At 67.9% G+C, this 13380-nt stretch carries 12 protein-coding genes; 5 read left to right on the top strand and 7 right to left on the bottom strand.

The window, feature by feature from the left end:
- Positions 1-2: 2 nt before the first annotated feature.
- Positions 3-1163 carry a glycosyltransferase gene (locus RKD05_RS03425; protein ID WP_424708021.1) on the bottom strand — a complete coding sequence of 387 codons (1161 nt, stop codon included), beginning with the start codon at positions 1161-1163 and terminating at the stop codon, positions 3-5.
- A 169-nt stretch (positions 1164-1332) separates the two neighbouring features.
- On the opposite strand from RKD05_RS03425, the gene RKD05_RS03420 reads away from it, so the two are divergent.
- Positions 1333-3096 carry a DUF4012 domain-containing protein gene (locus RKD05_RS03420; protein WP_424708019.1) on the top strand — a complete coding sequence of 588 codons (1764 nt, stop codon included), beginning with the start codon at positions 1333-1335 and terminating at the stop codon, positions 3094-3096.
- A gap of 12 nt (positions 3097-3108) precedes the next feature.
- Here RKD05_RS03420 and RKD05_RS03415 read toward each other — a convergent pair whose 3' ends face one another.
- Both RKD05_RS03415 and RKD05_RS03410 read right to left on the bottom strand, forming a co-directional pair.
- Positions 3109-3393, bottom strand: a complete 285-nt coding sequence (locus tag RKD05_RS03415) for a hypothetical protein (protein WP_424708018.1) — start codon at positions 3391-3393, stop codon at positions 3109-3111.
- Entirely contained in the window at positions 3390-3863 is a 474-nt protein-coding gene (locus RKD05_RS03410) for a GtrA family protein (protein ID WP_424708017.1), read from the bottom strand. Before RKD05_RS03410 ends, RKD05_RS03415 begins: the two co-directional genes overlap by 4 nt.
- Positions 3864-3930: 67 nt before the next feature.
- On the opposite strand from RKD05_RS03410, the gene RKD05_RS03405 reads away from it, so the two are divergent.
- The 3 genes from RKD05_RS03405 to RKD05_RS03395 all read left to right on the top strand — a co-directional run bounded on the left by RKD05_RS03405 (position 3931) and on the right by RKD05_RS03395 (position 8276).
- On the top strand, positions 3931-4725 hold the full coding sequence (locus RKD05_RS03405; RefSeq protein WP_424708016.1) for a glycosyltransferase: 795 nt from the start codon (positions 3931-3933) through the stop codon (positions 4723-4725).
- A gap of 493 nt (positions 4726-5218) precedes the next feature.
- Positions 5219-6283, top strand: coding sequence for a hypothetical protein (locus tag RKD05_RS03400; protein ID WP_424708014.1), 1065 nt, complete (start codon positions 5219-5221; stop codon positions 6281-6283).
- 112 nt (positions 6284-6395) lie between these two features.
- Positions 6396-8276 carry a DUF4012 domain-containing protein gene (locus RKD05_RS03395; protein WP_424708013.1) on the top strand — a complete coding sequence of 627 codons (1881 nt, stop codon included), beginning with the start codon at positions 6396-6398 and terminating at the stop codon, positions 8274-8276.
- Positions 8277-8385: 109 nt separating this feature from the next.
- Here RKD05_RS03395 and lepB read toward each other — a convergent pair whose 3' ends face one another.
- Positions 8386-9105: a signal peptidase I gene (lepB, locus tag RKD05_RS03390; RefSeq protein ID WP_424708012.1), complete on the bottom strand. Its 720-nt coding sequence runs from the start codon at positions 9103-9105 to the stop codon at positions 8386-8388.
- Positions 9102-10184, bottom strand: coding sequence for a hypothetical protein (locus RKD05_RS03385; protein ID WP_424708010.1), 1083 nt, complete (start codon positions 10182-10184; stop codon positions 9102-9104). The genes lepB and RKD05_RS03385 overlap by 4 nt, the downstream gene beginning before the upstream one ends.
- Positions 10185-10538: 354 nt before the next feature.
- Here RKD05_RS03385 and RKD05_RS03380 point away from each other — a divergent pair, with 354 nt between their 5' ends.
- Positions 10539-12068 carry a polysaccharide biosynthesis tyrosine autokinase gene (locus RKD05_RS03380; protein WP_424708009.1) on the top strand — a complete coding sequence of 510 codons (1530 nt, stop codon included), beginning with the start codon at positions 10539-10541 and terminating at the stop codon, positions 12066-12068.
- An 8-nt stretch (positions 12069-12076) separates the two neighbouring features.
- Here RKD05_RS03380 and RKD05_RS03375 read toward each other — a convergent pair whose 3' ends face one another.
- Positions 12077-12367, bottom strand: coding sequence for a PqqD family protein (locus RKD05_RS03375; RefSeq protein ID WP_424708007.1), 291 nt, complete (start codon positions 12365-12367; stop codon positions 12077-12079).
- Entirely contained in the window at positions 12364-13329 is a 966-nt protein-coding gene (locus tag RKD05_RS03370; RefSeq protein WP_424708006.1) for a nucleotidyltransferase family protein, read from the bottom strand. The genes RKD05_RS03375 and RKD05_RS03370 overlap by 4 nt, the downstream gene beginning before the upstream one ends.
- Between the last annotated feature and the right edge of the window lie 51 nt (positions 13330-13380).

The raw sequence follows: 13380 nt of genomic DNA, 5'->3' as shown, positions 1-13380 counted from the left end.
GGTCAGCGGTCCTGTTCCTGGGGTGCGTGGTCGGGCATCTCGTCATCCGCTCCGTTCACGTACGACCGTAGGAGCCGCTCGTACGCCGCGTTGACGCGCTCCCAGGAGTATGCCTCGCGCGCGCGTCGGACGGCCGCATCGCTCAGCTGCTGCTGCCGCTCGGGGCTCTCCAGGAGGCTCCGGAGCGCGCCCTCGATCTCGATGGGCGTCGGCCCCGTGAACGCCCCGGCCTCGGCGCCCAGCACCTCGCGGCTGTGAACGGTGTCGCGCGCGACGATGGGGGCGCCGGCGGCCATGGCCTGGACGAGAGCCGGGTTGGTGCCGCCGACGCTGTGGCCGTGGAAGTACGCGCCCGCGTGCTGCCAGAGCGAATGCAGACGGTTGTCGTCGTGCACGTGTCCGAACCAGTGGAAGCGGGGGAGACTCTTGCCCAGTTCGGCTGCCCGATCGTCGAGGTCGCCGCCGTAGCCCGAGGATCCGACCACGATCACGTCGTGTGTCGCGGCCAGACGTTCTGCCGCGTCGAAGAACGGGCCCACGGTGTTCTCGGGAACGAAGCGCGCGACCAGGAGGGCGTAGCCGCGATGCGTGAAGCCCGGTTCGACGGGGAGGGGCGGGGGGACGTCTGCGCCGTACGGGATGAAGGTGCCGCCGACCCCGAACTTGCTCTCCCACGCGTCCCCGATCGTGCGGGCATCGACGACACGCTCGGTGGACCACCGCGCCGTGACCCGAGCGCCGGCGCGGAAGACGGCCTTGCCCAGGGCGCTCCACTTCTCACGTTCCCACTCGAGCCCGTCGACGTTCACGACCGTCGGAATGCCGCGCATCCGCAGCAGAGGGAGCCAGAAGCCGTTCGCCACGTTCATGATGAGGGCGACGTCGGGACGCCGACGCATGGCATCCAGAGTGGACGTGAGACCGTAGGACAGGGTGCTCAGCGCCTTGGACTCGATTCCCCGGGTCGTCCGGGCCTCCACGCGGGGATCCCTGTCGACGTCGTCGGGGTCCGTCGCTCCGGGGCGACCGTAGACGGTGACGTTCCAACCGTGGTCGACCAGGTAGGGCGACAGTTTCCGCACGGCGGTCTCGAACCCTCCGTAGTAACTCGGGTAACCGCGCGTGCCGATGATGGCCACGGTAGGCGTGTGGTTCTTTCCCACGCGTCTCCTCGTGTCAGGAATCTCCGTACGAGAGACCAATGCCGCCTAGCCCGATTCGTGCCGAAGCACTCAGCAGACCGTCCCCCTGAGTTCGGTAGCATACCCGTCTGCGCGCAGCTATCGGTTTCGCGCGGACGCCGTTCCCGACTCCCGGCGTGAGGGGAATCCCATGTCGCGATCTTTTTCCGCCCGCCGGACCGCCGTCGTGGTGGCCTGGAGTGCCCTCGGGGTCGTCGGCGCAGCATTCGTCGCGATGGTCGTGGCGATCGGCGTCGGCGGTTTCATCGCACAGAAAGAATTGCGCGCAGCGCAGCCACTGGTCGGGAAACTGCAGAACCAGTTCGGCGACGAGGACCGCACCGAACTCGACGCCAGCGTGCAGCAGTTGCAACAGCACGCCTCGACCGCTCGGGGGGCCGTCGACACGTGGGTGTGGCAGGCGGCAGAGCAGGCTCCCTTCGTGGGGTCGACCCTGCACGCGGTGCGCCAGACGGCCGTCGCCGTCGATGATCTCGCCGAGGGGGTCCTTCCGGTCCTCTCCGACATGGACCCGTCGCTTCTGCGCCCCCGGGGCGGTTCGTTCGACGTCGCGGCGCTCGCCGGTCTCTCCGGGCCCATTTCCACCGCCGCCGCCGCGAGCGGATCCGCGGCGGGTGCGCTCGCGGACGTCGATCTCAGTGCGACCCCGACTGCGCTTCGCGGTCCGTTGACGCAACTCGCGGGAGTGGTCGAGGCCCTTCATCCCGCCCTCGATCGCGCGAACGAGATCCTGCCCGTCCTGCCGTCGATGATGGGGCAGGACGGGCCGAAGTACTACTTGTTGCTCGTCCAGAACAACGCGGAGGCCCGGGGCACGGGCGGCATTCCGGCTTCCATCGTCCGGCTCCGCTTCGAAAACGGAAAGATGGAGATCGTCGACCAGGCGACCAGCCGCGACTTCAAGAACGACCGAGCCGAGCCGATCGTTCCGCTCGACCCGGAGGTCGTGAAACTTTACGACGACAAAGTCGGCCGCTATTCGCAGGACATCACCTCGACCCCCGACTTCGCGCTGTCGGCCCAGCTGGCGAAAGAATTCTGGGCGCAGTCGTACGGGACCCCGGTGGATGGTGTGATCTCGATCGACCCGGTGACGCTTTCCTACATCCTCGAAGCCACCGGTCCGATCACGTTGGCAACCGGTGATTCGCTCACCTCATCGGATGCCGTGCGCGTGCTGCTCAGTGATGTGTACGCCCGCTATCCGCTGAATGCGGATCAGGACGCGTTCTTCGCCTCCGCTGCGGTGAAGGTCTTCGATGCCGTGTCCTCCGGCGACTTCTCGCCGACGGCGTTCGCCGCGGCGCTCGTGCGCGCGGTCGACGAGAACCGCGTTCTCTTCCACTCGTTCGACCCCGAGGTCGAAGCGGGATTCGCCGGGTCGCGCCTGTTGGGCCCTTTGCCGGAAACGGACGCGGGTGGTGATCCCACCCTGGGGGTGTTCGTCAACGACCTGACCGAGGGGAAGCTCAGCTATTACACCTGGATGTCGGCGGAGGTGGAGGTCGACAGGTGCTCGTCCCTGCCCACCTACACGACGGTGGTCACCTTCGTGAACGGTCTCGACCAGGCGACGTCGGACTCCCTGGGACGCTACGTCAACGGGGCGAATCACTACGCCAAGGGCACCATCGGCACGGATCTGCAGTTCTACGGGCCGACCGGCTCGACGTTCGTGGGCGCGGCTCTCGATGGCGTGGACGTGTCGATCACCACCGGGGAGCACCTGGGTCGCCCTGTCGGGCGCATGTGGGTCGTGAATCCGCCGCAGGTGGTGCACACGTTGGCGGTGCGGTTCCAGGGGACCGCGGAGGACGGCCCCGTTCCCTCGATCGTGCACACGCCCTTGGTCAACCCGGTGAACACCACCGTCGTGGAGACGCCCTGCGGCTGAGTCCTCGGTCCGTCAGAGGACGAGGAAGAGGTAGCCGTACCCGGCCAACAGGCCCAGGTTCAACAGGCCGCTGATGACGGGGAGAACGCCCAGCGACCTGCGTCGCGCAAAGACCGCGGCGACGGCGAGGGCGAGACCGAGTGCCGCACCCGCGGCGCTGATCCCGAGAGTGGTGCGGAGCGGGAACGTCTCGACGTACGCCGTCCACAGCCGCGCCACGACCACGGCCTGCACGGCGAGCGAGGCCAGAGCGGCGAGCAGCGACAGGGTCCCGAGGACTCGGGCGACGGTCTTCACCCGCCGAGCCTATCGGAGGCGAATTCGTCGGGGCGGGGCGTCCGCTCTCGCGGGAACACCACGAAGTGATAGAGCGCGAACCGCACGACGGTGATGCCGGCGATCGCGAGGAGGTTGACGACGTTCAAGCCGGTCGGGCCCACGTGACCGAAGAGCGCGGCCCACGCCCACGCCCCCAGCCATACGGCGGCGGCGCCGAGTGCCGTGCAGGCGCCGTTGACGAGGAGGAACCCCGTGACCTCCCGGATTCTCCCCGGCCGCGCACGCGAACGAAACGCCCACTCTCGGTTCCCGAAATAGGCGTTGACCAGGGCGATCAGGGAGGCGGCGATCTTGGCGGCCACCGGCCCGACGCCGGCGAGCAGGAGGAGGTTGAACGCGGCGATCTCGATCGCCGTGCTCACGGCGCCGACGATCAGAAAGCGTGCCGAGAGGGCGCCCGCTCGTCGCAGTTCTCGGCTCAGTTCCATGAGTGACATACGCTACAGGTTCGGGGGAGAAACCGGGTGAGGTCCGTCCGGCGGGAGTGGGGATGCCATGGTGCAGACACGCGGTCAGGTCGCCGTCGTGCTCCCGGCTTTCAACGAGGCCGCCGCCCTCCCCGTGTTCCTGTCGGAGGTGCGATCCTCCTTCGCCGCTCACGCCCTGAAGGTCACGATCATCGTCGTCGACGATGCGTCGACGGACGATACGGCCGCCGCCGCTGCCCCATTCGCCCGGGTCGTTCGATCGCCGCGCAATCGAGGGCACGGTCCGACGGCGCTCGCCGCCTATGCCGCCGGCCTCGCGCACGGTGCGGAGGTGATCGTGCATGTCGACGGCGACGGTCAGTTCTTCGGCGAGGACGTCGTCCGCGTCGCCCTCGCACTCGACGAAGCCGAAGCCGACGTCGTGCACGGCGTGCGGCGGGGCCGGACCGACCCCTGGTTCCGGCGGAGTCTGAGCGCCCTGGTGAGACTCCTCGTGCTGCTGGTGTGCGGACGGTCCGTGCCCGATGTGAACACGCCCTTGCGCGCCTACCACCCTCAGGCTCTCCGAGAGCTCATCGAGGGTGTGCCCGCCGACGCGCTCATCCCGCACGTGCACTTCTCCGTTGCAGAGGCTCGCCGGCACTTCCGGGTGCGCTACGTCCCCGTCGCGAGCATCCCTCGACGCGGAGTCGACGCGCAGGGCACGATGTGGGGGACAGGGCGCGCGCGGCGTTGGATGCCGCCGGCACGGCTCGTGAGGTTCGCCGGAGCCTCGCTCGCCGAATTGTGGAGGGTGGACATCGTTGGTGGGCGTTCTCTGTCCAACCGCTTCCCGCGGCGCGACCACACCGTGGGGGGCTGACGTGCGGGTTGGCTTTCCGTGGGAGCCGGTGGCGTGAGCGGCCCGCGATCCTGGGCCATACCCGCCACCGTGGCATCCGCGCTCGCGGTGAGCCTCGCTGCCTTCGTACCGGTCGCCGTCTCCGGACACCTCGCGCGTGACTCGGGTGTCTTTCTCTATACCGGGATGGTCGTATCGCGCGGCGGAATGCCCTACGTCGACTCCTGGGATCACAAGGGTCCTCTCCTTGCGGTCCTGGAGGCCGCCGCGTGGCGTCTCGGCGGCGGGATACTCGGAGCGCCGCTGCTCGAGGCCCTCGTGCTCTTCGTCGGACTCGCCGTCGCCGGTGTGCTCTGGGCGCGGTGGATCGGCGGGTGGGCTCCCGTCGCCATCGGCCTGGTCGGAGTCGCCTACCTTGCGGTCTTCGAAGGCGGGAACTTCACGGAGACGTGGCTCTTTCCCTTCCAGCTGGTCGCCTACACCCTGGCAGCGGACGTCGCCCTGAGGTACGGCCGTGCGGCCCCGGGGCGGACCATCGCGTTCCTCGGCGGGATCGTGGGCCTGGCGCTCTCCGTGGCGTTGTTCACCCGAACTGAACAACGCCCTCGGTCTTGCGGTCCTCGCGCTGGCGGGCCTCATCCTGCTGCGCAGGCGAGGGATCTTCGCTCTCGCCGTCGCGGGGGTGGTGGGTGTCACGGGTGCCGCCCTGATCCTGTGGCTCCTGTCGGGTCACGCGCTTCGGGCCGGGGTCGAACAGTACGTGGCCTACAACCTCTTCTACGCCGGGGGAGCCGCGCTCGACGAACGCATCGACGGTTTCGCCACGCTCGCACAGCTGCTCCTCTCCAGCTCCGTCGTTCTGGGGGCCGCGGGGATGCTCGGTCTGTGGGCGGGGATCATGACGTTCCGGGGCGTGGTCCCTCGCGCGGAGATGGTCGTCGTCGCTCTGCTCCTGACGGTCGGTGCCGCCGACACCCTCTCCCAGTTGGCATCCGGTCGGCCCTACCCGCATTACCTCGTCGTGACGTTCGCCGGGATCGCGGTGGCCGGGGTGGTCGCCGGCGGTCGGGTCGTCGAGCGTCGTGTCCCGCCGCTCGCCGCGGGTGCTCGGCGGATTCGGGTGGTGGTCGTGGCGGCGACGCTCGTCGTGATCGTCTCCGGATCGGGGGCAGTGGCGGTTCAGGGACTGCGCACGACCGTCGGATCGGGCGTTTTCGTCGCGGGCTCGTATCAAGCGGAGATCGTGCAGCGTGTCCAGGCGGAGACACGACCCGATGATCGTGTCCTGGTGCACGGCGCCGAGACCTGGGTTCTCGCCGCCTCCGGGAGAGTGTCTCCCACCTCGATCACCTACACCCTCCCCGTCGAGCAGGGCTTCGGTGGCCTGTCGGCCCAGTACCTCGCCGAGATCGAGGGCACGCCACCCGCGCTCATCGTCGAATCTCCGACGTCCTGCGGCATCGCGGTCGCGTGCGAACCGGACGACTCGCATTTCGCGGGCTTGGCGCCGTGGGTGGCGGCTTCCTACGATCTCGAGGGAGATATCGCTGGATTCCGGTTCTGGCGGCGGCACGGCTGACTCGCGGGCATGAGGAAGATCGATTGCCCGGTGAAATCGGGCTGAACACGGCCCGACTGTCGAATGTCGCGATGATTATCAGTGCTCAGGATCGGCGAATAGGATGCCTCGGGTGACCACATCCCGAGACGGTGACGCATCCGTGGACGGCCGCCGCTCTCGAAGGCAGAAAGCGGAGTCCGAGCGGCGATCCCCCCGGAGGGCGGCGACGATCGTCGCATGGACCGTGGGAGTTCTCGGTTTCGCCGTCATGGGTGCGGCGGTGCTCTTCCTCGCGTTCGCGCAGCAGGCCGGCGGTGTTCGGGGAGACCTCCTGGCCGCCCAGACGAAACTGTCGTTCGTGCCGCAGATCGTCGCCAACGGCGACATCAACGGCCTCAACCAGGTCTCCGGGGAGATTCTCGATCTCACCGAGAAGGCAGACGCGGGATCGTCCGGGCCACTGTGGGATCTCGCTTCGTCGGTACCGCTGGTGAAGGAGAACACCGCGGCCGTCCAACGACTCACGGGCCTGACGCGGGACCTGACTCAGCGGGCTCTGCCCCCGACCGTGGCGCTGCTCACGGCCTCCGATTTCTCGTCCCTCGCCGTCGAGGGCGGCGGCATCAACCTCGAGCCGTTCCGGCAGGCGCAGAGCGCTCTTCCCGAGATCACCGCGGCGTTCACGGATGCCAAGACCGTGACCGACAGCATCGACAGGACGGGTCTGCTGCCGATCATCACGGACCCCCTCGACAAGGTCGCGCAGATCGTCGATGAGGCGGCTCCGTCGCTGGCTCTGGTTCAGAAGTACCTGCCGTCTCTGCTGAACGCGGCGGGCGCGGATGGATCGCGCACGTACCTCGTGCTCTTCCAGAACAACGCCGAGATCCGGGCGACCGGCGGCAACCCGGCGGCCTCGAGCGTGCTGGTCGTCGACAACGGTCGGATGCAGCTGAAGGAGCAGTCCGATTCGATGGCGTTCTACGCCGATGGTCTCGCGGGCAGGTCGTATGTCGACCTCCCCGAGTCGACGCTGTCGCTCTACCCGGATACGTTCACGCGCTATTCGCAGGACTACACCTTCACGCCGGACTTTCCCACGACGGCGAACCTCTTCCAGGCGCTGTGGAACCGCGCCGACGGCACGCGGTTCGACGGGGTCTTCTCCGTCGACCCGGTCGTTCTGGCGCACATGCTCGAAGTCCTCGGGCCGGTGACGTTGCCCGACGGTGAGCAGATCACGTCCGAGAACGCGGTCAAGCTGGTCCTGAGCGACGCGTATCAGCGCTTCGGCGACCTCGGAGACAACGGACGTTCGTCCGATCAGTTCTTCGCCCAGGTGTCGTCCTCCGTGTTCTCCCGATTGACGAGTGGTCAGTGGAACCCGCTCGCGATGTTCGACCAGTTGACGCGAAGCGCGAAGGAGCAGCGCATCAACATGTGGTTCGCCGATGAGCAGACGCAGTCGCTCATCGACGAAATCGGCCTCGACGGCGGACTGCATGCGGACAACTCGACGGCTACGCAGCTGGGCATCTATCTCAACGACTATTCGGTCGGCAAGCTGGAGTATCACCTCACGACCGCGGTCCGGGCGACGTGCGATGCCGGTGCGCGAACCATCACGATCGCCATGGACATGCACAACGGCATCACCGACGACATCACGAACGCGTACACGCTCGGCGCTCGCAACGGGAATTGGGGACTGCCGCGCACCACGATGATGCTCGACACTCTCTTCTTCGCCCCACCCGGGGCCACCATCACGGCCATCGACCCGTCGGACGGTGACATTCCCCGGCTATCGCGGAGCGGCAGCGAGGACGGCAACGTCGGTGAGAGCCGGATGGTCACGCTCGCCAAGGACGCCAGCCGCACGGTGTCGTACACGGTGCACCTCCCCGACGGTCCGCTGGGTCCGCTGCAGTTGCGTCATACGCCCACCGCTTCGGACACCGCTGTCAGCATCGACGCGTCGTGCGACGCGCTTTTCGCTCCGACGAGCTGAGTCGCTGGCGGCAAGAGCCGCGAGTGCCGTCGGCCGCCTCCGACGTACGTGTGAGGCGCCTTTCTCGGCGGCACGGTGACGGCCGCCGTGGCCGCAGCCTCGGGCGGGTTCAGCCGCCGTCCGTGAAGATGCGCGCGCGGTCGAACGGCCAGACGACCGTGACGACTTTTCCGATGATGTCCGCGCGCGGAACGAAACGCGCACACTCTGCCGTCGTCGGGAGGGTTCCGCGGCAGCCGATCACCGAATCGGCGGAATTCGCGCGATTGTCGCCCAGAACGAGGTATTCCCCGTCGGGTACCGTCACCGGACCGAAGCAGCGGGGGGACTGTGGCGTCGTCGTGCAGTCGCTCACCCCGGGGGTGAACGGCAGGTCGTGCACGACGTAGTCCTCGTCGAGGCTCTGCCCGTCGACCTCGACGTGCCCCTCGGTCGAACAGCACCGGACTGTCGACCCCGGAACACCGATGATCCGCTTGACCAAGGCGTCCTGGTTGCTCGGCCCGAATCCGACGATGTCACCCACCCAGCCGACCGCGGTACGCAGCACGCCGCGCTCGGGACGGGGTCCCCAGCTCTCGGGCCGGGCGAACACCGAGACATCGCCTACGCCGGGATCCGAGACGGCGTAGGCGATGCGGCTCGCGAGCAGGCGGTCACCGGTTTGGAGTGTGGGCGACATGGACTCCGACGGGACCTGGAACGGTTTGATCACGAATGCCTGCACGAGCGCGAGCAGAACCACGGCGAGCACGAGGTGGGTCAGCGGTGAGCGACGGATCCGCCGCCAGCGGGTCGGCCGGGATGCCGGCGGCGCCGTGGCCGTCATGCCCGCTCGACGAGCCCGTGACGGACGAGCTCGTCGATGGTCTGGTCGATCAGGGCCTCGGCATCCCAACCGTCCGGCTCACCGAAGGCCGCGATCGCTGCGGTGGTGATCTCCGGCAGCGTCGCGCCCTCGAGACACATCGTCCATACGAGGCATCCGCGGTGATCGAGGGCCGTGACGACGCCGTCGCGCAGAATGCATGCGCGGCCCTCGACCAGGATGGCGTCCTCCACCGCCGCACAGTGCCATGATCCGTTTGCGACGGCCGCGGGCGGGGTCGACCAGTTCTGGCGGACGGGCGGAGTCGCGGCGAACATGTCGTCCACGAGGGCGGGGAGCTCGGTGGCGTCCCGGTAGATCACACGCGTGACCGCGCCCAGCCGGTCGACGATCCGGGCGACGTATTGCAGTGGCGAGGGGAGTTCGGGCAGGTAGCTGATCTGCGGGGTCATCTCGCAGATGGCGTCGATGAGGTCGACCGCGGTGGCGCGTGGCTCGTCCGCATCGGGATCACGCTCCAAGAGGGTGATGCCCACCAGTCGCAGCGGAGCGGAGGGAAGGGGGAGGAGCCCGAGGTCGCTCGGGGCGATCTGTTCCTTGACGGGCGTGCCGTCCACGATCACCGAGAGCGGCTTGCGGTACGGCCACACCGTCAGTTCCTCGTCCACGGCGACGCTCTCGTCGCTGACATAGCCGAAGCGCGTCCCCAGATGTCTCGCAGCGGTGGTCTTCCCCCGACCGGAGGGGCCCACGAACGCCAGCACGCGACCGTCGGGGGCGGCGATCCCGGCGGCATGCAGCAGCAACCGCGAACCCCGCAGTGCGTCCAAGGCCTCCAAGGTGACGCGAGTGGAGAGGTCGGACAGTGCACGGGGGAGATCGTCACGGGCGGACAGCGAGATCTCGACCGTGCGCGTTTCGGCCCCGGGCGACGAAGAGGCGGCGTCGCGCCACGCGGACCGTGCACGATCCGCGGCGCAGGATTGCGCATCGTCGCGCATGCGGATGGCCACGTGGACACCGAGAGCGTCGACATCGGCGAGCACGGAGGTCGAAGGGGCCTCGGACAGCGATCTCATCTTGCTCCTGCCTGTACGCCCGGCCCGGCCCTCCGGGGAGGACCTGATCGGACAGACGTCTGAGCGATCATCCTAATCACGCGCATTCTCGTCTCCTCGCAGAGGTGCCCGTGCGCACGCCGGGACGATGCGGATCGGGGGGGCCGGGGAGTCCGCCGGAGCGCACGGTTGGCGCGAATTGGAGAGAAACGTGTCGCAAAAATGACCGAATTGTCTTCCGGGCGTCAATAGATCACCCGTGAAGATGGAGGGAAATGACGTCGTCTAGAATCTCAGTGAGCCTTCATCGATTTGTGCCCAGCGGTAATGCAGCGTCGGGAAACCAGGGCTCCCGATCGGGGGGATGAACAACCTGTGGAACTGCGAACATACTGGCGCATCGCCCGGACCGGTTGGTGGATGATCCTTCTCGGGATCATCCTCGGCGTACTCGCGGCGGCCGGATGGGTCAGTCTTCAGAAGCCGGTTTACACGGCCGACGCCGGAGGCTTCGTCTCGGCCTCGACGGGCTCCGGTTCCGACACGGGCTCCGCCCTGATCGCGGACAACCTGGCCAAGTCCAAGGTCAAGTCCTACATCGACGTGGGGACGTGGCGATCGGTGGCGAGTCGAGTGATCGATGATCTCGGACTCAACGTCCAACCCGAGAGCCTCGTGCGCTCCATTTCCATTTCGAACCCTGTCGACACGGTCAACCTGGTCGTGCGCGCGTCTGCGAGCACCCCTGAGGGTGCACGGGACATCGCGCAGGCATGGGTGCGCGCGATGGCGACCGAGGTCGAGAAACTGGAGACTCAGAACGGCGGGAACGCCGTGGTCAAGCTCGTCCCGGGAGACTCCGCACAGCTGCCGCAGTCGCCCAGTTCCCCCAACCTCCGGATGGCGCTGGCGTTGGGCGCGGTGGTCGGTCTCGTGCTGGGCTCCGCCGTGGCCGCGATCCGCTACATGTTCGATCGTCGGATCCGCTCCGCGGAGACCATCGAGAAGGAGACCGGACAGGTCGTCGTCGGCTCGATTCCGATCGAGAAGTCGTTCACGACATCGCATCGACTCATCCCGCTGGACGGTGTTGCGTCAGGGGACCGGGCGAAGTACTTCCGTGTAGCCGAGGCGATGCGCGAGCTGCGGACGAACATCCAGTTCATGGATGTCGACAGGCCGCCGCGCGTCATCGTCGTGACGAGCCCGCTCCCCGGCGACGGCAAGTCCACGACGAGCGCGAACCTCGCGATCACTCTGGCTGCGAACGGTCAGCGTGTGATTCTGATCGACGGAGACCTTCGGCGGCCGATGGTGGCGTCGATCTTCGCGCTCGTCGAGGGGGTGGGCCTGACCGACGTGCTCGCCGGACGCGCCGAGTTCGAGGACGTGGCTCAGCCCGTCGGAACCGCGGGCAAACTCCTCGTTCTGGGCGCGGGAACGCTTCCGCCCAACCCTTCGGAGGTCCTCGGCTCCTCCCGGATGCAGAAGCTCCTGGCCCACCTGGCGGAGAATGCGACCGTCATCATCGATGCCCCGCCACTGCTTCCTGTCACCGATGCCGCCGTGCTGACTCACAGCGCGGACGGTGCCATCATCGTCGGAAGTGTCGGCAAGACGACGCTGGAGACGCTTCAGAAGGCGCTTCAAGCCCTCCAGCGCGCGGGTGGACGCTGTCTCGGAGTGGTGATCAACCGTGTGCCGGTCCGCGGGCGGGGCAAGGGATACTACGACTACAGCTACACCGGCGCTTACGCCTCGGCGCCTCAGCCCGAACCCCAGCCCGGTCCGCGGCGGACGAGCACGAGCCCGGAGCCGACGGCGAACGCGACGGCCACGATCGCGCCTCCGGCAGACGTCCAGGTCGAGGCTGGTCGACGCAGCCGTCGCGAACTGCGCGGCTGAACCGCCCGTCACCTGTCGTCGGCTAGGAGACCGCTGACGCGAAGCTCACCGAGAAATCGACGTACCTCCGCGGTGACATCGATGGCATCGACGCCGTATTCGCTCGCGATTCGTGAGATGAGTATCTGTTCCGTCGGGCCATCCTGAAGCAGCTGCCAGATCGTCGCGGCGGTGCCTTCGAGCGCCCGCACGACGAAGGGCTCAGGGGCCGCGGCATTCGCGACGAAGACCACACCGTCCAGCTCGGTCCAGACGACATTCGACGACAGACCGAGCCGAGGGTCCGCGGGGCCGATCACGAAACCCACCTCCGTCCGACGATTCGTGCGTATTGCACGCCGTAGCGGGGTCCGGAGAGCAGCCGTCGCGCGTAGAACGCCAGGAGACCGAGCGGTCCCGGAGCAACGGCGTGGAAGGCCCGTGCCGACCTGGGAGGCGGGAAGATCTGGCGGAGCAGCAGAGCCATACGGACGCGTCCGCGAGCGTCGAGCAGTTGCTCCACGAAGGCATCATCGTCGGCACGCGAATCCCGCAGACGTCGGTTCCACGCGGTCAAGAGCGGTGGTTCGACGTTCGCGGGGGCGGGTCCCTGTTCCCCGAGCAGCAGGAACTGGCCGCGGAGGGGTTCGAACGCACGGAGCTCGATCCCGCGCTCGAGGACGGTGCTCATCCTTCCGGCGAACTCGGCCTGTGCGCGCTCTCGGAGATCCGTCATCTGCCGCTCGTCTCCGGACCTGATGGCATGGAGGGCCGCGAGCAGCCAATGGTCGATCCGCGCCGGCACCTCGAGACTGAGCGTGCCGTCTCCGACGCGATCCCGTGCGTCCCAGAGAAACTCGAACGTCTCCTGAGCCGGCCCGAGGAATCCGGGGTAGTAGCGATGCAAGTCCAAATGGGTGGGCCAGTGCGGATGCTCGAGCGTCCGCGCGTGGGGGACGCTCGCCGATCCCTCCGGGGGGAGGGGGACGAGGATCTTGCCGTCGCGGTCGCGCCAGCGGTGATGGCGGAGGAGAGCGCACAACTCGTCGAAGCGAGACGGGTCGACCAGCATGTCGACGTCGCCGGTCGAGCGGGCGGTTCGAAGACCTTGGAGGGCGAGTGCCTGGCCCTTGATGCCGAGGATCCGGATGCCGTGCCGGTCGGCGAACGCCTGGACCACGGGCGCGAGCAACGACACCGCGGCGCGTTGCGGAACCTCCACGAACGCATCCGCCGTGGCCTGTCCGTCCGCGGTGCTCGCTCGTCGCGATCGCGCTGTCATTACGCCAGCCTACGGAAACCGCAAGCGAGCATGCGTAAGGGCGTAGTCGAG

The organism is Microbacterium sp. SLBN-111, assembly GCF_049739645.1.
Classification (GTDB): domain Bacteria; phylum Actinomycetota; class Actinomycetes; order Actinomycetales; family Microbacteriaceae; genus Microbacterium.
This window is presented reverse-complemented; position numbering and strand designations above follow the sequence as displayed.